Origin of the sequence: Secundilactobacillus hailunensis, from assembly GCF_005405185.1 — a bacterium.
Taxonomy (GTDB): domain Bacteria; phylum Bacillota; class Bacilli; order Lactobacillales; family Lactobacillaceae; genus Secundilactobacillus; species Secundilactobacillus hailunensis.
This window is the reverse complement of sequence record NZ_BJDO01000004.1, coordinates 46284-64869: the sequence shown is the minus strand read 5'-3', so window position 1 is coordinate 64869 and position 18586 is coordinate 46284. Positions and strand designations below refer to the sequence as shown.

The window sequence follows — 18586 nt, the reverse complement described above, 5'->3', positions numbered from 1 at the left end:
GCTGGCACAAGAGTGGGAATTTTTTTAAACTGCATCCGTTTTACCATCAGCATTAAATAGCTGGGTCAAAATAGCTTGCCAGCTAGCTGGGCCTTCATTTTGGCTCACCGTTACACTGTCGTTTGTCGATATCAGCCCCAACGCAGTAAGATCAATGTCTGGCTGATCGCTGCTACAACAGTCTGCGGGCAATTCATCCGGCTGTGATACCTGGTCAAAATAGTGCTGAACATATTGCCGTTTGCAGGTCGGTGTCCGTAAATACCCCATCATTTTTCTAAACGCCACCATCCGCTGTTCACGGCGACGTTCAAACAGTTCTTGGACTTGGCGTTCTTGATAGTGATGCTGCTTGTAAAACCAAATCAAATTCGCCTTTTCATCACCGGCAATCTGCGGCGCCATTTGCTGAAAATAATAGTGAATTTCATTTTCCTGCGGCACAGTCGCGTCGCTCAAAAACTGCGCGATCTGCTCGTCGCCAGGCTGATAAAGTAAAATGGCGATACTTTGCTTACCATCCCGGCCAGCCCGGCCAATTTCCTGCCAATAAGCTTCCAGGTCACTGGGCACGTGGTAATGGATCACAAACCGCACGTTATTCTTATCAATGCCCATGCCAAACGCACTGGTCGCACAGATCACGTCTAACTGGTCCTGCATAAACTGCTGCTGTACTTTAAAGCGCGTTTCCGGATCAAGGCCCGCATGATAGGCAGCTACTCGGCAATGGGTCTTTAATGCCAGCAGTTCGGCCGTCTCATTGGCCTTCTTTTTACTGGAAAAGTACACTACGCCCGGCTTCTTAAGGGTGGTCACCAGTTCAATCAAGCGGTCATCCTTATCAGTCTGTGTTTCAAACTGCGCCACGTCCAGAAAAATATTCTGCCGGTCGATCGGTAAAACCACTTCAGTAGCATCCGGAAGCTGTAATTTTTGCTTAATATCGGTTTTAACGTGCTGAGTCGCCGTGGCTGTGGTCATCAATGTCAGCGGGTCATTTAACTGATGCCTAATTTGGCCTAATAACAGGTATTCTGGCCGAAAATCTGGTCCCCACGTGGAGATGCAGTGTGCTTCATCCACGACTAGTAACCCTAGCGAGACATTTTGCAGCGCACTGAGTACTGCGTCTTGGCTCAGCATTTCCGGTGACACAAATAGGAACCGGTACGCCGTCAAATGCTGTAAAACCCAGTTCTTTTCTGGATAAGTCATGAGAGAAGTCAAGGCAGCTGCCCGCTTTTCACCCTTTACGTTGAGGGTCGTCACCTGATCTTGCATCAGCGAGATCAAGGGCGACACGATCAGCACTAACTGCTGGGTCGCCGCTCCGTAGAGCTCATAAATGAGGGTCTTTCCCGCACCTGTGGGCAATACGGCTAATGTATTTTGTCCGGCCGTTAAGGCGGTCAGAGCTTCCAGTTGGCCAGCCCGAAAATGACTGAAGCCAAACCGTTTTTGAAGGGTCTGATAGAGTTGTTCAGTACTTATCATCCGTTTGTTTACTCCTTAAGATTTCCAGCAGCCGAAACTGCCAGAATTCCACTGACAGATCCGCTACTTGCGTAAATTGCCACTGATCAAGCGGTGTCTTTGCTAACCGCGCCAGCATCTGTGTCACTAATTGCGCCGGTAAGATCCGCTGAAAATCAAACTGCTCGGGTGGCAGCATAATGGCCGCTTCCAGTAAATGCTCCCGCACCGTACTTAGCTTAAGCTGGCGCTGATGACTGATGACCTCTAATGATTTTCCCGCCATAAAGCTGTTCAGGGTCTGCTGTGCGCTGGTACTGATCAATGACCGGCTCAAACCCGCCAATAACGATCTTAGGCTGGCAGTTTCAGTATGAGCAATCACTTTAGCCAACTGACAGATCAAATCGGTGATCATCACCCTCACCTCTGATTCAGTCAGCTCAAAATCATGGGCTACCTGCACTAGCGTTTCACCAGGACGCTGATGGCCGACTAATAGCCGACTCATCAACAATGCCTGATCATTGGGCAACTGTGACAAAAAAGTTTGCCAAAAGTCCTGAAACGCTTTTCGGAGGTCGTCTGAATAAAACTGGTGAAACCAGCGTTTAACAAACTGCTTGACCTGCCAGCTCACCTGCAACGGATAATAGTGCTTATTCTGGTAAGCTTGCTCCGAAACCACCTGCGTCGCCAGCAGCAGCCGCTGCCAAAGGGCCTCAACATCCACGATCAATCGGAGGTTCAAGTATTTGGGTTGGTAGTGCTTGTTAAGCAGTCGCTGCTGCTCAATCGCACCCAGTTCGGTTAACTGAGCGTTGGTCTCTTCAACGGTCACTAAGCCCTTATTTTTGAGCTCTAAAGCCGTCTGATCCATCACGTTTCGGGTCAGTCTTTTCTCGTAACCCAACCAGGACAATTGGTGATAGCGCATACCCCAGTAAAGCGTGGAAACCGTTCGTTTGCCCACCAAGATATTTTCAATCACCCGCAGCCGTCTTGGGGCTGTCGGTGATAAAAAAGTAATGAGCTGTGCTGTATCCATCGTCGATATCCCCCCTGTTTTTGTTAGCTGCATTCATTCTCCCACACCGCAATTTAGCTGTCTAGTAGCAACCAACGGCAGATAAAAAGGATGGCGCAATTGCCATCCCTATCGTTACCTATTCATATCATACAGTAATTAATTTTTATTAGAGCAGATCCGATTGCTGGCGCAAAAAGGTCTTCATGCGATCCGCTATTAAAACGAACACCGCACCAACTAACACACCCTTGATCAAGTTGAACGGAATCACGCCAAATAGTAACATTTTCGACAGCGGAATCGTGATCTTCATGTGCAGAACTGCCATGTAAACTGGGATCAGTATCGTTGAGTTCAGTATCGCCATGATGACTGAAAGACTGACCGTCCCAGCAATGGCCGCTAAAATTAAACGGGTCACCGTCTTATACTTACGTACGTACTTTAACACCCAATAAATCGGCAGCATGAAGCTCACTGAGGCGATGAACCCTGAACCAACGCCAATAAAGTTGGCCACGTCAACACCAGTCATGATCCAGTACAGCAGTCCTTTGATGGCTGCAATGATGACCCCACCCAGCGGACCAAACATGATCATCCCCAGTAAAATCGGAATGTCTGAAAAATCGACCTTCATATAGGAGACGAACGGTAATATGGGAAATGAAATAAAGTAGAGCAAAAACGAGATACCAGCAAACAACGACATGATAACGACCTGGCGAATGCTAAATGGTTGACTATGTTCCATTAGATATACCCTCCAAAACTTGGCCATCTTCAAAAATGAAAACGCAAACAAAAAGCCGAATCAATCTCCTTCAGAGGAAAATTAATTCGGCTTGACACTAATTTGTGTTAACCCAATCTTCTTTATACCAGACTTTACTGTCGGTATCGGAATTACACCGAATCAACTACTCGAGGAGTAGGTCGCGGACTGTTACCGCCGGTCGGGAATTACACCCTGCCCTGAAGATGAACCACTTATTTAATTATTTAGCCCAATTGTACGGGGAAAACTTCAAAAAAGCAAGTTAATTGTCCAGTTTGGCCACTCGCTTTAACTCCTTAACTTCTTCGGGGTTCAGTTCCCGAAAATCACCGGGCTGAACACCCTTTAACGTTAAGAACGCATAGGTTTCCCGTTTCAGCTTCATTACGGGGTGACCCACTGCCTGCAGCATCTTCTTGATCTGGTGGTTTTTACCTTCATGGATCGTGATGGAGACAATTGCCGTCTTACGGCCTTCGTCGCTAGACATCAACCGAGTCCTTGCTGGTGACGTCTGCTTACCATCGATGCTGACACCTTTGCGCAGACGCTTTAATTCATCGTTAGTTGGAATACCCTGCACCTTAGCAACGTACGATTTATCAACTTCGTACTTGGGATGAGTCAGTTGGTTCGCTAAGGCCCCATCGTTAGTCAGCAGTAATAAACCGGTAGTGTCATAGTCCAGCCGGCCCACGGGATAGACTCGTTCTTTGATCTCATCATCCAGTAGATCGATCACCGTCTTGCGGTGCTTATCATCCGAGACAGTTGAAACCACCTGCCGTGGCTTATTCATCAAAATGTAAACTGGCATTTCAGTCTGAATGGGCATTTCATCTACTAGAATATGATCGTGCTTGCTGACTTTGGTGCCCAATTCAGTCACCGTTTTGCCGTTCACCTTAACGTGACCAGCAGTAATCATCTTTTCGGCACTCCGTCGTGAAGCAACCCCCGCGTGGGCCATAACTTTTTGCAATCGTTCCATGTACTATTTATCCTCCGCATTTATCTGTTGGTTAAACCGTTTTAAAAATAAATCGCTATTCTGTTCTGCATCACTCGGCGTTTGCGCATCTGGCAGCGGCGGTAGATCCGCCAACTGTTTGAGCCCAAAGTAATCCATAAAGTAGTCTGTGGTCTGATACAGCTTTGGCCGTCCCGGTCCCTTTTTACGACCGGACTCGGCAATCAGCTGCCGCAGCAGTAACTTATTCAAAGTGCCAGAACTCTGGACGCCCCGAATCTCATCGATTTCAATTCGGGTAATGGGCTGATTATACGCAATAATCGCCAAAACTTCCAGTGACGCTTGAGACAGGCCCGTAGAACTGGGTGCCTCAAAGTACTGATTGACGGTATTTGCCAGACTTTCTTTCGTGGCCAAGCGAACCGTTTCGTTACTTTTTAAAATCACCAGTGCTGAATCTGGATCACTGGCATATTTTTGATTCAATTTGACTAACGACTGATTGACTGCCGGCACCATTGAATCGGTCAACGTTGCCAGTTCCGTCACCGTCAGTCCAGATTCGCCACTGACAAACAGCAGCGCCTCTAATTGCTGTATCCTACTCATTTTTCTTCTCCCAATTTGGCCGGTTTAACGGTGATCGGCATGACCCGGTTGGGCTGATCAACGGCCACTTCATGCTGCTTAGTCATTTCCAGCAACGCCAGAAAAGTCGTCACCAGTTCTTCCTTATTGGGCCGTTGATCAAACAAGTCGCCAAAGGCCACCGCCACTCGCGTTTGACTGAGCTTAAACCGCAGCGTGTGAATCTGGCCTTTAACGGTGTACTGTTCACTGCGGACCAGCCGCATTGGCAATTCTGGCTGTCGTTTGCGCTGCGTCAAACCGATCAGACTCCGTCGCAAATCAACGGTGGTTAAGCCCGGTGCCAACTTGCCTAATTTCACACCAGCCGGCACCGCCATTTCTGGCCGGCTATAAAATTTTTGCCGTGCCAGCGCCTGCTGTTTAAACCAGCCGGCAGCTTGTTGATAACGCTGATACTGCACCAGCCGAGTCACCAGGTCATCTTGCATCTCAGCTAAACTCGGTTCATCATCGTCATCTTCTTCAGCAGGTGTTTCTTCCACTGGCAGCAACAGTTTGGCCTTCATCTTCATGAGTGTGGCGGCCATAACAAAGTAATCGCCAGCCACGTCCAACTGATGGTCCTGCATCTGCCGCAGAGCCGTCATATACTGATCAGTAATAGTCACGATGGGAATGTCATAAATATCGATGGATGAAGATTTGATCAAGTGTAAGAGCAGATCCAACGGTCCCTCAAAGTTCTGCACGTGAATCAAAACTGGTGCTTCACTCATGACTAGCCTCCCACTTAGCAACGATACTCGTCGTCTCTAGAGTTCCCATAATGCGCTGCTTGGGATACATATCCTGTAATTCAGTTAAGATCGTGTTGGTCTGATTATGATTCCGGACTGCTGGCATCAAGGCGATTAAGCGCACAATGACAAACTTTGGCCGTAATTCAACACCCACGACCCCGGAAAAGTCCTGATTTAGATCTTTCCATAATAATAGCTGCCGTGAATCGCTATCTTGATACCACTGCAGTTCAGCCTGCAGACGATCGATCTTTTTTAACGCGGGCGCAAGCGAGAGCAAGCCCATTGCCACTTTCTCATAATCAGTTCGGTATTTCAGTAACAAATTGATTCCTCCCAAAACGTTACGCCCTTGGATGAGCTTTACGATAAACTTCGGTTAAGTGCTTCTTAGAAATATGCGTATAGATCTGCGTTGTCGAAATATCCGAATGGCCGAGTAACTCCTGAACGATCCGCAGATCCGCACCATTTTCCAGAATGTGGGTGGCAAATGAATGCCGCAGCGTATGCGGCGTCACATGCTTACGAATTCCAGCCACACTGACGTAGTGCTGAATCTTTTGCCAGATACTTTGCCGGCTCAACCCGCTGCCATGGGCGTTTAAGAAAAGGTAAGGCGACGTGCGCTGCTTCAGCAGTACTGGTCGGCTTTGATTTAAGTACCGATTGATCCAGTCAATAGCAACGTCACCAATCGGGATGATCCGCTCCTTGTTGCCCTTACCCAGTGTCTGAATCAGCCCCATTTCCAGGTGCAACTCGCCCATCTTGAGATGGACCAGTTCACTGACCCGCAGTCCCGTAGCGTACATCACTTCTAAAATTGCCCGGTCGCGAATACCATACTTGTTGCTGGTATCCGGTGCCGCTAACAGCGCTTCAACCTCAGCCACCGTCAAGACTTGCGGCAACGGCCGACCCTTTTTCGGCGCTTTGACCTCCGCCATTGGGTCAACCGTCAGCTGATCATTTTCAACGAGGTACTGAAAGAAGTGCCGCAAAGTCGACACCATTCGCGTGACGCTGTTGCGCGCTTTACCAGAAGTTTGCTGCTGCTTTAAAAAGTTCAGGATCGTTAATTGATCCACTTTTGCCAGATCAGTAATATGCTGCTGGTCTAAGAACTGCCGAAACTCTTTTAGGTCCAGCCGATACGAACTGATCGTATTAGCGGCTAGTCCCCGTTCGATTCGGAGATCATGCAGAAAGTCCTCAATCTGCTCGTCCGTTTTCATTTTGATCACGTCCCGCTTCAGTCAACCATAAATAGCCATCGTGTTCTTCAGCAAACCGCTGTTTCATGAGATGACCCACGGCCCGCTTAAATTGGCCCTTGCTGATACCAAAGTAATCTTTGATGTCTTCAGGAGCACTCTTGTCTGTAAAGGCTACTTTACCTTCTGGCGCATGCTGCAAGGTTGCTAGTAACATTAAAGCATCGTCCGGAATGGCTTCATAAGCCCGTGGCCGTAACGAGATTTTTAGCGTGCCATCGGGAAATTGGCTAATGACCCGGGCATTTAATTGCTGGCCTAAGCGGGGTTCCTGATCCCGTTCTTCAGGAGGAATAAAGCCCAAATGATAGTCAGTGGTCAGCACCATGGTACCGGTTAATTTCAGCCGGTAAGCCGTAACCACTACGTCTTTATTATCTAACTTAGTCGTCACTGGCTGAGCAATGACCCGGTAAAGTGCTTCGTCACCGAGATCGCCCCACATCCGGCCCTTTTTATCCAGCGTGATCGACAGCATTAACCGGTCACCGCGTTGAGGCCAGAGCGCGTTAATTTCCGGTAAATTATCCAGCGAGACCACAATGTCCTTATTAGGTAAGCCGATATTGACGAACACGCCTAAGCCGTGCTGCACCCGCACCACTTCACCAAAACCGTAATGGTCGACCTGCACTTTAGGCGCATTTCGCGTAATCTGCAGTTGGTGCTGTTCGTTTTCGTAAGCAAACCCTTTAAAGCGGCTACCCAGCTTCAGGGGCTTTTCGATTTCAGTCTTGTCGAGTCGAAACGTTAAGCCATTCGTCTGGACGTAATATTCCTTGTCATTTTCATCAGTGACTTCGCCGCTAATGACTCGGCCAAGTAACTGCGTTAATTCATTATTCATTTTAGTATCCCCGTTCGTTCTCTTGGATTGCATATCTCTTGGTATTATCGCACATATTGCTCTGCGGTGGTAGTTTATTCTCCAGACAACGGTCAAGATTGGCATGACTAAATTGCGTCATTTAGCCAAAAAAAAGCCTAACCCGCAGGCTAGACTTTTTAAATTGTAATCAATTAAATGATTAAAGTGCGTTTGAAGCACCGTGGTAAACGACACCGCGACGTGAGTCAACAGTGATCAATTCGCCATCAGAGATCTTTTCTGAAGCACCCTTAGCACCAACGATAACTGGAATCCCCATTGAGATACCAACTACGGCTGCGTGTGAAGTTAAACCGCCATTTTCAACGATAACGGCGCTGGCCTTTTCGATAGCTGGCAAGTAGTCCTTGTCAGTGTTCTTAGCAACCAAAACGCTGCCTTCAGTAGTCTTAGAGTTAGCTTCCTTGGCATTGCTTGCTAAAACGGCTTTACCAATCACAGTGTCATCGCCGACACCTTGGCCGCGAACTAACTTTGAACCGATCAATTGAACTTTCATCAAGTTAGTCGTACCGCGTTCGCCAACGGGCACACCGGCAGTGATCAAGATCAAGTCGCCTTCCTTAGCTAAGCCGGTTTCAACAGCTTTAGCAGCTGCTAAATCAAACATAGCATCAGTGTTAGCTGGCTTTTCAGCAACGATTGGGTAAACGCCCCAGTTAACCATCAAGCCACGACGAGTACGGTCATCAAAAGTAACGGCCAAGATGTTTGCATCTGGACGGTACTTGCTGATCATCCGAGCAGTGTAACCTGATTCAGTAGCTGCAACGATGGTCTTAACACCCAAGCTCTTAGCAACACGGGCAACTGAAGCACCAATTGATTCAGTAACATCAGCATTAGCTAAGTCCATGTGGTCAGTACCAAAGTCCTTCAAAGCATTTTCAGCCTTGATGTCGATCCGGTTCATAGTAGTAACGGATTCTACAGGGTATTCACCGTTAGCACTTTCACCAGAAAGCATGGTTGCATCAGTACCATCAAAGACGGCGTTAGCAACATCAGATGCTTCGGCACGTGTAGGACGTGGGTTTTCTTGCATTGAATCCAACATTTGAGTAGCAGTAATAACTGGCTTACCAATCTTGTTGCATGCCCGGATCAAACGCTTTTGTACCAATGGTACGTTTTCAGTAGGAATTTCAACACCCATGTCACCACGAGCAACCATCAACCCATCAGAAACCTTGAGGATATCGTCAAAGTTGTCGATACCTTCTTGTGATTCGATCTTAGGGAAGATTTGGACGTGTTCCATGTGCTTTTCTTCCAATAATTCACGAATGTCCATAACATCTTGTGGCTTACGAACGAATGAAGCGGCAATGAAGTTGATTTCGTGATCCAAACCGAAGCGGATATCAGAAGAATCCTTTTCGGTGATCCCTGGTAAGTTGATTGAAACGCCAGGTGCGTTAACACCCTTACGTGAACCGAGCATACCATCGTTTTGCATGGTACCAACTAATTCTTTGTTGGCATCGTCCTTTTCATCAATGACCATGTCAAGCAGACCATCATCGAATAAAACGTGACCGCCAACACTAACATCGTCAAATAAACCAGGATATGTGACCGCGATCTTATCCTTAACACCTTCTAAGGAGTCGTCCATAGAAATCCGGAGCTTGTCGCCAGTGTGATATTGGATCTTACCATCTTTTTGAACGGTAGTCCGAATTTCAGCACCCTTAGTATCAAGCATGATACCAACGGTCTTACCAGTAATCTTTTCAGCTTCGTGGACCTTGTTTAAACGGTCTAAATGTTCTTCATGGTCACCATGAGAAAAGTTGAACCGGAAAATATTTGCACCGGATTCAATTAATTTAACAATAGTGTCCACATCAGTACTAGCGGGACCAAGGGTACTTACGATCTTGGTTTTCTTCATAAGAAAAATCTCTCCTTTGAGTTTAGGACTAATTCATTCGCTTGGCTGTCTTGTGACAGTTATCACATTTAAACCAGTCCAATTTGGAATCCGTAAGTTATTTTAGCACTTTTCAAATTTAATGTCTGCGGTGTTTGTCCAAAAACTGTACATTTCCGGTATAAAAGCGTTTTCATGCCCTTTATTAAGATTATCTTAACTAACAATTTTAAGGTTTGACCTGTAATACGACGTTATGGTCACCCAAAATTTGCTCTAATGGTTTCACTAATTGCTCACTGGCTGGCAACCAAAATGACTGGCTTAAAAGCCGTTTACTGTCATCGCTGACCCGGTAAACGATCACTGGCGTTTGTCCCGCGTGGGCTTGTAAAAACTGGGTTAGCTTAGTCATCGTAACCGTTTCATCCGCGGTGGCCGTTAACCGCAAAAACCAGCGGTCACCGTGCAGCTCTTTAGCTGACGACTGCGCCGGCTTAATTGATGCTGCCTGCACCACCGAGTCAGCGACGACTTGAATGCTGCCCCGGTTAGTCTCGGTTTTACCGGTCACTAAGATCACCTGCTCTTTGGCCAGCCACGGTGCAATCTGCCGGTAGGTGTTAGGAAAGACCGTAATACTGATCTCACCCGTTAGATCACTGGCTGTCAGAAACGCCATTTGATCCCCGCGCTTGGTGCGAATCGTGCGAATCCGAGTAACGTAGACCACTAGGGTAACGTGCTGGTCGACACTAACATCACCAATCGTGACTGCCCCGCGCTGCTGCGCTAATGCAGTAAATTGTTCAACGGGGTGCCCTGACAGATAAGCGCCTAGGTATTCGTTTTCTTTTTCCAGCCGTTCATTTAATGGAAAATCCGGCTGGTGTTTAATTTTAGGTGCCAGTACTTCAAATAGATCCACACTGTTACCGCTCAGTTCCACGCTGCTGAGAAATTCCGGCAGACTAGCAATCAGTTCCGCCCGGTTATAACCGAAATCGTCAAAGGCACCAGAATAGATCAGCCCTTCGATCAAGTCCGCTTTTAGCCATTTAGAATCCAGCCGCACCAAAAATTCGTGTAACGACTTGAAGCGCCCATTGGTCTGCCGCTCAGTCATAATGCTCTGCAGCAAGTCTCGTCGCATCCCTTTGATGGAGACCAAACCAAACCTGATCTGGCCCTTTTCAAGTCTGAAGTAACTGCCGCTGTAATTGATATTGGGCGGTAAGACGGTGACCTGATGCCGTTTAGCTTCCATCAAATACAGCTTAGTTTTAACACTGTTATTTAACACGGAGTTCAGTAACGCGGTAAAGAAGGCCGCTGGATAATGGGCTTTTAGGTAGGCTAATTCAAACGCCATCTTACTGTAAGCCACGGCGTGCGAGCGGTTAAAGCCATAGTTGGCAAACCGGTCAATATAGTCAAAAGTGGCTTGGGCAACTGACGCTTCATGCCCCTTGGCAACTGCACCATCAATAAACCGTTTGCGCATGGCTTCCATGGTGGCCTTTTTCTTTTTACTCATGGCCCGCCGCAGTAAATCGGCTTGACCCAGTGTAAAGCCGGCCATTGCTGACGCCACTTGCATGACCTGTTCTTGATATACGATGATGCCATACGTGGGTGCCAGAATGGTCTTTAAAGACTCATCCGGATACGTCACGGGTTCCTGGTTGAACCGGCGCTTAATAAAGTGGTCAATATTTTCCATTGGCCCTGGCCGGTATAAAGCGTTAACAGCTGCCACGAGTTCAAAGGAATCGGGATGCAGCCGTCTCAAAACGTTCTTGATCCCGCTAGATTCAAACTGGAACACGCCATTGGTATCACCCTTTTGAAACAGTTCTAAGGTTGCTTGGTCATTCAAATTGATCTGACTGATATTTAACTCGTGCCCTGTTTGAACCTTAACGTACTTCAAGGCAGCAGCTAATAAACTCAGGTTCCGCAGCCCCAGAAAATCCATTTTCAGTAGACCCACCTGTTCAACGTAGTCCTTAGTGTACTGGGTCATTAACATGGTTTCCGACCCGTTTTGAACCGGCACGATGTCCGTTAACGGCTTGTCACTCAACACAATTCCGGCCGCATGGGTCGAATAGTGCCGTGGCAATCCTTCTAGTTTAGACGCTGTTTCAAATAATAATTTGTTAGTGGCAGAATCCGCCACCATGTTGCGCAGTGGCTGTGACTGTTCATAGGCTTCTTTCAGAGAAATATGCAGCACGCTGGGAATCGTTTTACTCCATTCGCTTAATTCGTACGGTCGTAAGCCAAATACCCGACCGACGTCACGAATCGCCTGTTTGGTGGCTAATGTGCCAAAAGTAATGATCTGCCCGACCCGTTCATGACCGTACTTTTGGTGAACATATTCCAGTACTTCTTCCCGGCGGTTATCCGGAATATCCAGATCGATATCTGGCATCTGCGCCCGTTCTTCGTTCAAGAAACGTTCGAACAGCAGATTATATTCCAATGGATCCACATCCGTAATGCCCAGCACGTAGGCTACTAGTGACCCGGCAGCCGACCCCCGTCCAGGGCCAGTGGTGATCCCAGCACGTTTTGTAAACTGCATAACATCCCAGACAATCAGAAAATAATCGTTAAAGCCCATTCGGTCAATGACGTCTAGTTCATGATCTAAGCGCCGTTGATAGGGTATGGCATCCGTCACGTGATTTTCCTGCAGCCGGTTGATCAGCCCCGTTTGACATTGGGTCAATAAATAAGCCTTAGCAGATTGCTGATCCGGTGTCTGAAATTGAGGCAATTGCGGGTGCTGAAACTTTAACTGAATCTGACAGGCTTTCGCTACCGTTGCCGTTAGTTCCGCAGCAGCTTTTAAGCCTAGATCCGCATACAAACTGGTATATTCAGCGGCTGGCCGCAACCAGTACTGACCAGTCTGTTGCTTAGCTTCTGCCAAATTACTGATGGTCGTGCCATCCTTGATCGCATTTAACACGCTCACCGCAAACCGGTCATTGGCGTCTAAATAACGGACTTCGGGCAATGCTACAACCTTCACGCGGGCATCCGCCGCTAACTTGGTCAGCAGCTGGCGCACCGTTTGCGACTGGGTGGGTGCGATGCCGATCAATAGGCTGTCTGCATCCACGACTTGACCTAACCGGGTCAATAACTGGTGCACATTATCCTGCTGCCCCTGGTCTAACCAGTACTGCAGTTCGCTTTCGCTGGGTAAGATCACCATCAAATCATGCAACCACTGCTGGACTTGTGCCACCGTCACCGGTTCCTGATCCGAGCGGGTTTGCAGAAACGACGAAATCGCCATTAAATGCTGGTAACCGGCTTGATTCTTCGCCAGCAGAACCATGGGAAAAGTCTGTTCCGTGGCAAATAAGCCGGCTAAATCAACCGTTAAACCGATAACGGGCTGAACCTTATATTTTAAACAAGTCTGATAAAATGCCACCGTCCCGTACATCACGTTACGGTCGGTCAGCGCCAATGCCTGATAACCGCGATCAGCCGCCGTTTTAACCAGCTCGTCCAGTTGATTGGTACTCTGCAGCAGACTGTAGCTGCTAATGACTTGTAAGGGGACAAATGTCATGTCTTCTCGGCTTCCTTTCTCGTTAAGATTCTGCTCTTTATTATAACAGAGACTCGCAATTGAAGGCTTTCAATTTGGTCAACAATATGCTAAAATTTCAGATGATTGCGAGGTGTCTACAATGAAAATATTAGAAGCAAACTTGGTTGTCATCTTTTGGGCAGTCATCTTTGGTGAAGTCATTGGTTACATCGGTAGCCAACTGGAGCTGATGAACTACGTCCCAATGCAAATTGGCATCGTAGCAACCATTGCTGCTTTGATCTTTACCAACGGTGTTAAATTAGTTTCAAATTCGGATACAAAAACCAACAATTAACGGTTATAAAAAAGCGGTGGTCCCTGAATCAGGGGCTGCCGCTTTTTTATTTTCAGTTAGGCTTTTTCACTCACAGCATCGTTATTAGGTGTTGCACTCGTGTTAAATACCAAGCCATCACCGGCATCATTTAAAGCCAGCTCAACCGTGCTATTGGCACTGACCTTGCCGCCAATGATCAGTTTAGCCAACGGCGTCTCAACCACGTTCGTAATAGTACGCTCTAGCGGTCTTGCTCCATAGGCTGGCAGATAACCGCGCTTGGCTAACCACTGCGCTGCTTCTGAAGTAATCGTCAACGTGATCTGCTGTTCTGCCAGTCGAGCAGACAGACGTTGAATCAGTTTGCCAACAATCTGCTCCACGTCACTCATGGTTAATGGTTTAAACATGATCGTATCATCGATCCGGTTTAAAAACTCCGGTTTAAACGACCGCTGCAGTAGACTAGCGACCTGCTTTTTGGCATCGTCTGAAATCTGGCCTTGCGCATCCGTGCCTTCCAGCAAAATATCCGAACCCAGATTAGAGGTCATGATCAACAACGTGTTCTTAAAGTTGACCGTCCGACCCTGACTATCCGTTAATCGGCCATCGTCTAAGACCTGCAGCAACAGGTTAAAGACGTCGGGATGGGCCTTCTCAATTTCATCGAATAATACAATGGAGTACGGGTGCCGGCGAACCGCTTCCGTTAATTGGCCACCTTCTTCGTAACCAACATAGCCGGGAGCCGCCCCCACTAAACGCGAAACGGATTCTTTTTCCATGTATTCCGACATATCAATCCGAATCATTTCGCTTTCTGAATCAAACAGGGATTCTGCCAAGGCCTTTGCCAGTTCGGTTTTCCCGACACCAGTTGGTCCGAGAAATAGGAAGGACCCCAAAGGCTTGCTAGGATCCTGCAAACCGGCCCGTGACCGTAAAACGGCGTCCGAAACGGCCTGAACCGCTTCGTCTTGACCAATTACCCGTTTGTGTAGATTATCCGCTAGATGCAGCAGTTTTTCCCGTTCAGTGGCTACCAGGCGGTTAACGGGGATCCCGGTCATTTTAGCAACCACCGCGGCGATTTCTTTTTCGGTGACCGATTCTTCAACCAGCCAGTCGTCGGAATGGTCCTTTTGTTCCATTGCAGCCAACTCTTTTTTCAGTTGAGGAAAGGTCCCGTGCTGTAAGACCGCGGCCTTATCCAAATCATACTGGGATTCGGCTTCGTTTAAATCGTGATTTGCTTTATCCAATTCCCGCTTTTTCTTACTTAAGGCGTCCAAGGACTGCTTTTCGTCTTCCCAGCGAGCGTTCAAACTGCCAACGGTTTCCTTCACGTCCGCCAAGTTCTTTTGAACTTCTTTCAGCCGGTTTTGTGACGCTTCATCAGTTTCCTGCTTTAAAGCCGCTTCTTCCACTTGCAGCCGCATCATTTGCCGCCGTGCTTGATCCAATTCAGTGGGTGCGGAATTCATTTCTACCCGAATGGAAGCGGAGGCCTCGTCGACGAGGTCTAACGCCTTATCCGGCAAATAACGGTCCGTAATGTAGCGATCGGACAACTTAGCTGCCGCTACTAAGGCATTATCGTGAATTCGGACGCCGTGGTGCACTTCATAGCGTTCCCGCAGTCCCCGCAAAATGGTGACCGTATCTTCAACTGACGGTTCTGCCACAGGAACTTTCTGGAACCGGCGCTCAAGTGCCCGGTCCTTTTCCATGTACTTCCGGTATTCATCAGTGGTCGTAGCCCCGATTAAATGCAGTTCGCCACGGGCTAACATCGGCTTTAACAGGTTCCCAGCATCCATGCTGCCTTCCGTTTTACCGGCACCGACAATGTTGTGAATTTCATCAATGAACATGATGATGTCCCCGTTGGACTTCTTCACTTCTTTTAAGACGGACTTCAGCCGTTCCTCAAATTCACCACGGTATTTCGCCCCGGCAATCAAGGACCCCATGTCCAGTGAGAAAATCGATTTGTTCTTCAAATTTTCCGGTACGTCACCACGGGCGATTCGTTGAGCCAAGCCTTCGACAATCGCCGTTTTACCGACCCCGGGTTCCCCGATCAGAACCGGGTTATTTTTGGTCTTCCGCGACAGGATCCGGGTGACCGTCATGATCTCGTCATCCCGGCCAATAATCGGATCGCGTTTGCCGCTGCGCATGGCCTTAACTAAGTCCGTCCCGTATTTCTCTAAGGCTTGAAAACCCTCTTCTTGATTTTTTGACGTGATTTTTTCACCCCCACGAATTTCAGTGACCTTATTTTTAACTTGTTGCAGGGTCAGTCCCTGTTCTGTTAGATAGTCACCGAGTCGGCTGCCGCTCATCTGAACGACGGCAATCACCAGCGTGTCACTGGCAATATATTCATCGCCTAAGTCTTTACGGACTTCATCGCCCTTTTGCAGCAGCCGGTATAGATCGGGTGACAGGTTTTGCCCGTAAGTGACGTTTCCATCGACTTCACTGATCTTATCAATTTCACTGTCTAATTCAGCATTTAACTTCGTGATATCAAGACCCAGTTCACTAAAGATCTGCCGGTCCAGTTGACCTGGTTGAATTAAGAATTTAAATAGGTGTGAGACACCGATCGACTGCTGTTTACGGTTAACGGCAATTTGCTGTGCTTCCGCAATCGCATCCGTCACTGATTGCGTTAAGATGTCTGGATTCATTAAACGATCATCATCCTTTACTGGTTATCCTAAAGTGATTAATTTCTGGATTTATTTTAGCATAAATCAGTCCCATAACAAACAGTTTGACCTTATTTGACCAAATTATTTTAACGGGCTTTTCGGCGACTTTTGGTCCGTCTTTGAAACACGTCATCCGCCGGTTTAAAGCCCCAGAATTTATGGCCCCGGTAAGTTTGCTGCGCTAATTTACCATGCACGGCCATGGGCTTGCCCCGCTTGGTCTTGATCTGAAACTGAACTTCTTTGCCAGCCAATAGATCAGCCACTTCCTGGGTGGTAAACCGGTGACCGCCCCAAACCTGATTAAAGCTCACTTCTTTACCCGTGCTAGTCTGGCCACCGGTTTTGGCTTTCTTAGGGTAGTGCTTGACCAATTTTTCTGGTTCACCCAGGCTGGCTTTCAGTTTATCAGCATTTTTCACCATGATCGGTAAATCATGGGTCACCGTCTGCGTTGCCGTGGTCAGCAGTTCATCGGGGTGTAATTTAAATGACCCCACCTGATCCATAAGTGTCATCAGCCGTTTGGTCGCGTTAGTACTGCTGATAATGGTTCCTTCAGTCAGGATTGCGGAAATGGTCCCCGTATCCGTCAGCGACAATGCGCCTCGGCGTTCCTTCATCAGCGCGGTCGTGCCAGCGGTAATCTGTGACAGCGTTGAGACCCGAGTCGCCCCAGTCCCAATATTATAGTGCTGCAGGTAATTCATCAGCCACTTCATGGTTGGTCTCACCGGCTTCTTATTGGCACCCTCAAAGATAAACGGTGCCGCGGTTTGACCCAGTTGGCCTTGGGCTTCACCCTGAGTCTCATCCACGTCACTGATCTGGCGGGAACTATCAAAAATCAGCTTGTAATTTAGGGCCACAGGAACGTTAAAAGCGGTCTTAAAGCTGGGATAATCAGCTAGCTCAGCGGTGACGTGGTCAAATTGATAGTCTTCTCCCAGCATAGCTAGGTAGTTCTTTGCCACCACCGAATAAATTGCCGGTCCCGACTTGCCATACTTCGACAAACCGGCCAATGTTGGCGGTACTTTTTCACCAGGGCGGTTAGCCCCGTGATCCACACTACCAGTTGTCACGTGCGTAAACCGTGGTTTACGGTGCGTCAATAAGCTTTGATCGACGTTGACCACCCTGGCAATCGCCGGGACTAATGGCAGCAACTGGTAAAATTGCGCCATGGAAATCTTGCTGTCATCCGTCCGGGGATAGCTGACGATCTTAGCCTCATACATTTTTTGATAGGTACTTAAAACTTCTTTAGCGTTGTACCCTTTCGGCGCCAGAATTGACGCTAGATTAGACAGGTCTAACAATTTCGGCGGTGCCGAATGCCGGCGAGCCGTTTTCACGTTAGTAATGGCACTGTTATGATACTGCGCCATTTCCGTGGCAGCATCCGCCTTGACTGCGTGGCGCCACTTAGCTGCCGTTTCATCATCCTTAAACTGCCGGGCAAAAACGTGCTTGGCGTTATCCTGAAATTTAACTTCATAGAAGGCTTTGCGCTTATAATTCTTAACCAACGTCGCCTGTTCGTGCACGTGGCGCACCATCAACGATTTCAACCGGCCTTCCCGCACGACCTTCACCGGATAGCCCGCCTGTTTGGTCACCGTGGTGGCGATCCGGGTCAGCTGCATGGACAGGAAGTCCCACTTGCTGCGGGCATCCGATTTCAGATAATCGCCGTCTGACTGCTGGCTGCTAATGGGCTTAATGTCCCGAAAGCCCGCTTGAATCGACCGCGCTTCCTCGTCGGCAAAATACAGCCGCTTAACCGGTTTACGCCACTTAATGGCGTTAATGATCTCCCAGGCCAGCAGTTCACCTTCACCGGAAGGATCCACATCGGTCGCAATGACCAGTGCGTCGCAGTCTTTAACGTTCTTTTTGATCTCCGTCAGATCTGATTTAGTTGATTTTTTGCGGCCAGTTCGGGGATTCTTCGCCATAATGGGCTGCTTTTCCCAACTAAAATCGGCCACCTGCCAAGGCAGATGTTCCAGCTTCCATGACCGATACTGCGCTGCCTTATCGTCTGGCACCTGTTCTTTAGGGTCCACAAACGCCATTAGATGCCCGTGAGAGTGGACGATTTTGTAGGAATGCCCCTCAAATTCACCGCTGGTTCCGCCTAACGCACTGGCAAAGTTCTTGGCAGCACTGGCTTTTTCACATAAAATGGCATATTCTGTCATCCGTTTTCCTCCGTTACCATCATTTATTGTGAGTTTAAAAAGAGTTTTAGCAAACTAGTCATTC

The 18586-nt window shown here is 48.1% G+C and carries 14 protein-coding genes and 1 riboswitch; of the genes, 1 reads left to right on the top strand and 13 read right to left on the bottom strand.

The window, feature by feature from the left end; translation table 11 throughout:
- Positions 1–24: 24 nt before the first annotated feature.
- The 11 genes from FFM73_RS02030 to dnaE form a co-directional block, all read right to left on the bottom strand.
- A complete protein-coding gene (locus FFM73_RS02030; protein ID WP_137630124.1) occupies positions 25–1497 on the bottom strand; it encodes a RecQ family ATP-dependent DNA helicase in 1473 nt (490 codons plus the stop codon).
- Positions 1484–2524, bottom strand: coding sequence for a helix-turn-helix domain-containing protein (locus FFM73_RS02025; protein WP_171001160.1), 1041 nt, complete (start codon positions 2522–2524; stop codon positions 1484–1486). Before FFM73_RS02025 ends, FFM73_RS02030 begins: the two co-directional genes overlap by 14 nt.
- Before the next feature lie 148 nt (positions 2525–2672).
- The gene (locus tag FFM73_RS02020) at positions 2673–3260 is read right to left on the bottom strand and encodes an ECF transporter S component (RefSeq protein WP_171001159.1); all 588 of its coding nucleotides are present in this window, start codon (positions 3258–3260) and stop codon (positions 2673–2675) included.
- Between the two features lie 111 nt (positions 3261–3371).
- Positions 3372–3493, bottom strand: a riboswitch (FMN riboswitch).
- A 53-nt stretch (positions 3494–3546) separates the two neighbouring features.
- Positions 3547–4275: a pseudouridine synthase gene (locus FFM73_RS02015; protein ID WP_137630121.1), complete on the bottom strand. Its 729-nt coding sequence runs from the start codon at positions 4273–4275 to the stop codon at positions 3547–3549.
- 3 nt (positions 4276–4278) lie between these two features.
- The gene (gene scpB, locus FFM73_RS02010) at positions 4279–4866 is read right to left on the bottom strand and encodes an SMC-Scp complex subunit ScpB (RefSeq protein ID WP_137630120.1); all 588 of its coding nucleotides are present in this window, start codon (positions 4864–4866) and stop codon (positions 4279–4281) included.
- Positions 4863–5624, bottom strand: a complete 762-nt coding sequence (locus tag FFM73_RS02005; RefSeq protein WP_137630119.1) for a segregation and condensation protein A — start codon at positions 5622–5624, stop codon at positions 4863–4865. Before FFM73_RS02005 ends, scpB begins: the two co-directional genes overlap by 4 nt.
- Positions 5617–5973, bottom strand: coding sequence for an N-acetyltransferase (locus FFM73_RS02000; protein ID WP_137630118.1), 357 nt, complete (start codon positions 5971–5973; stop codon positions 5617–5619). Before FFM73_RS02000 ends, FFM73_RS02005 begins: the two co-directional genes overlap by 8 nt.
- A 19-nt stretch (positions 5974–5992) precedes the next feature.
- Positions 5993–6886, bottom strand: a complete 894-nt coding sequence (gene xerD / locus FFM73_RS01995) for a site-specific tyrosine recombinase XerD (RefSeq protein ID WP_137630117.1) — start codon at positions 6884–6886, stop codon at positions 5993–5995.
- The gene (locus tag FFM73_RS01990) at positions 6864–7772 is read right to left on the bottom strand and encodes a CvfB family protein (protein WP_137630116.1); all 909 of its coding nucleotides are present in this window, start codon (positions 7770–7772) and stop codon (positions 6864–6866) included. The genes xerD and FFM73_RS01990 overlap by 23 nt, the downstream gene beginning before the upstream one ends.
- A 181-nt stretch (positions 7773–7953) precedes the next feature.
- Positions 7954–9711, bottom strand: coding sequence for a pyruvate kinase (gene pyk / locus FFM73_RS01985; RefSeq protein WP_137630115.1), 1758 nt, complete (start codon positions 9709–9711; stop codon positions 7954–7956).
- Positions 9712–9919: 208 nt separating this feature from the next.
- Positions 9920–13288: a DNA polymerase III subunit alpha gene (dnaE, locus tag FFM73_RS01980; protein WP_137630114.1), complete on the bottom strand. Its 3369-nt coding sequence runs from the start codon at positions 13286–13288 to the stop codon at positions 9920–9922.
- Positions 13289–13409: 121 nt separating this feature from the next.
- On the opposite strand from dnaE, the gene FFM73_RS01975 reads away from it, so the two are divergent.
- Positions 13410–13607: a YjzD family protein gene (locus tag FFM73_RS01975; protein WP_137630113.1), complete on the top strand. Its 198-nt coding sequence runs from the start codon at positions 13410–13412 to the stop codon at positions 13605–13607.
- A 56-nt stretch (positions 13608–13663) separates the two neighbouring features.
- Here the strand turns inward: FFM73_RS01975 and clpB are convergent, their stop codons facing one another.
- On the bottom strand, positions 13664–16291 hold the full coding sequence (gene clpB / locus FFM73_RS01970) for an ATP-dependent chaperone ClpB (protein WP_137630112.1): 2628 nt from the start codon (positions 16289–16291) through the stop codon (positions 13664–13666).
- A 110-nt stretch (positions 16292–16401) separates the two neighbouring features.
- Positions 16402–18522 (bottom strand): DNA topoisomerase, encoded by a 2121-nt coding sequence (locus tag FFM73_RS01965; RefSeq protein WP_137630111.1) that lies wholly within the window; start codon positions 18520–18522, stop codon positions 16402–16404.
- Positions 18523–18586 lie beyond the last annotated feature (64 nt).

What these genes read in the sequence shown, in the direction of transcription:
- FFM73_RS01975 (WP_137630113.1), top strand. Translation starts at nt 13,410, where the DNA reads ATGAAAATATTAGAAGCAAACTTGGTTGTCATCTTTTGGGCAGTCATC.
- FFM73_RS02025 (WP_171001160.1), bottom strand. Translation starts at nt 2,524, where the DNA reads ATGGATACAGCACAGCTCATTACTTTTTTATCACCGACAGCCCCAAGA.
- FFM73_RS01990 (WP_137630116.1), bottom strand. Translation starts at nt 7,772, where the DNA reads ATGAATAATGAATTAACGCAGTTACTTGGCCGAGTCATTAGCGGCGAA.
- pyk (WP_137630115.1), bottom strand. Translation starts at nt 9,711, where the DNA reads ATGAAGAAAACCAAGATCGTAAGTACCCTTGGTCCCGCTAGTACTGAT.
- clpB (WP_137630112.1), bottom strand. Translation starts at nt 16,291, where the DNA reads ATGAATCCAGACATCTTAACGCAATCAGTGACGGATGCGATTGCGGAA.
- FFM73_RS02005 (WP_137630119.1), bottom strand. Translation starts at nt 5,624, where the DNA reads ATGAGTGAAGCACCAGTTTTGATTCACGTGCAGAACTTTGAGGGACCG.
- xerD (WP_137630117.1), bottom strand. Translation starts at nt 6,886, where the DNA reads ATGAAAACGGACGAGCAGATTGAGGACTTTCTGCATGATCTCCGAATC.
- scpB (WP_137630120.1), bottom strand. Translation starts at nt 4,866, where the DNA reads ATGAGTAGGATACAGCAATTAGAGGCGCTGCTGTTTGTCAGTGGCGAA.
- FFM73_RS02030 (WP_137630124.1), bottom strand. Translation starts at nt 1,497, where the DNA reads ATGATAAGTACTGAACAACTCTATCAGACCCTTCAAAAACGGTTTGGC.
- FFM73_RS02015 (WP_137630121.1), bottom strand. Translation starts at nt 4,275, where the DNA reads ATGGAACGATTGCAAAAAGTTATGGCCCACGCGGGGGTTGCTTCACGA.
- FFM73_RS01965 (WP_137630111.1), bottom strand. Translation starts at nt 18,522, where the DNA reads ATGACAGAATATGCCATTTTATGTGAAAAAGCCAGTGCTGCCAAGAAC.
- dnaE (WP_137630114.1), bottom strand. Translation starts at nt 13,288, where the DNA reads ATGACATTTGTCCCCTTACAAGTCATTAGCAGCTACAGTCTGCTGCAG.
- FFM73_RS02020 (WP_171001159.1), bottom strand. Translation starts at nt 3,260, where the DNA reads ATGGAACATAGTCAACCATTTAGCATTCGCCAGGTCGTTATCATGTCG.